Consider the following 545-nt stretch of genomic DNA (forward strand, 5'->3'; position numbering starts at 1 on the left):
GCGAGCGCGGCGAGCGTGCCTTGCCACCAGTCGTCCGGATGCTGTTCCGCCCAGCGCGGGTGCGGGCGCGACACGGTGAACGGCGAGCCCGCGGTGCCCACCACCGTGCCGTCCGGGGCCAGCAGCAGCACCTTCACTTCCGAGGTGCCGAGGTCGATGCCGAGATACATGAGCGATCCGTTCGGTCGGTGAGGAGCCGCTACTTTAGCCGTGCCGCGCGGCCTGTGCCAAGCGGGTTCGCCCGGCTGCGCGGCCGGGCGTCGGCGCGCGGGTCGTCAACGCGCGGCGAGCCAGGCATCGACGCGCGCGAGCCCGGCGCGCAACGCATCGAACAGCGCCGCGTTGCCGGCGAGCGAGCCCCACAGCGCGCGGCTGGCGCACAGCGCGACGACCGGGTCGTCGGCTTCGACGATCGCGCGTGCGCTGCTTTCGTCCATCACGCCGTCCTGGTACGCATACGGCAGCGTGCCGCGCGCCCAGCGTTCGAGAAAGCGCAGGAACAGCGCCGGCAGCACGGCGGTGGCGACCGGCGCGGCGCCGCGCGC

Annotated in this window: 1 protein-coding gene and 1 pseudogene; both read right to left on the reverse strand. The window is 74.3% G+C overall.

All coding sequences use genetic code 11. The features are described from left to right. A partial coding sequence (locus A9Z05_RS34005) for an FGGY family carbohydrate kinase (protein WP_256121833.1) occupies window positions 1-170 on the reverse strand: 170 nt, incomplete at its 3' end. Between the two features lie 105 nt (window positions 171-275). After that, window positions 276-545: pseudogene (locus tag A9Z05_RS37490) on the reverse strand (mannitol dehydrogenase family protein); the annotation flags it as partial.

This window comes from Burkholderia sp. A2 (assembly GCF_001729305.1).
GTDB classification, from domain to species: Bacteria; Pseudomonadota; Gammaproteobacteria; order Burkholderiales; family Burkholderiaceae; genus Burkholderia; species Burkholderia sola.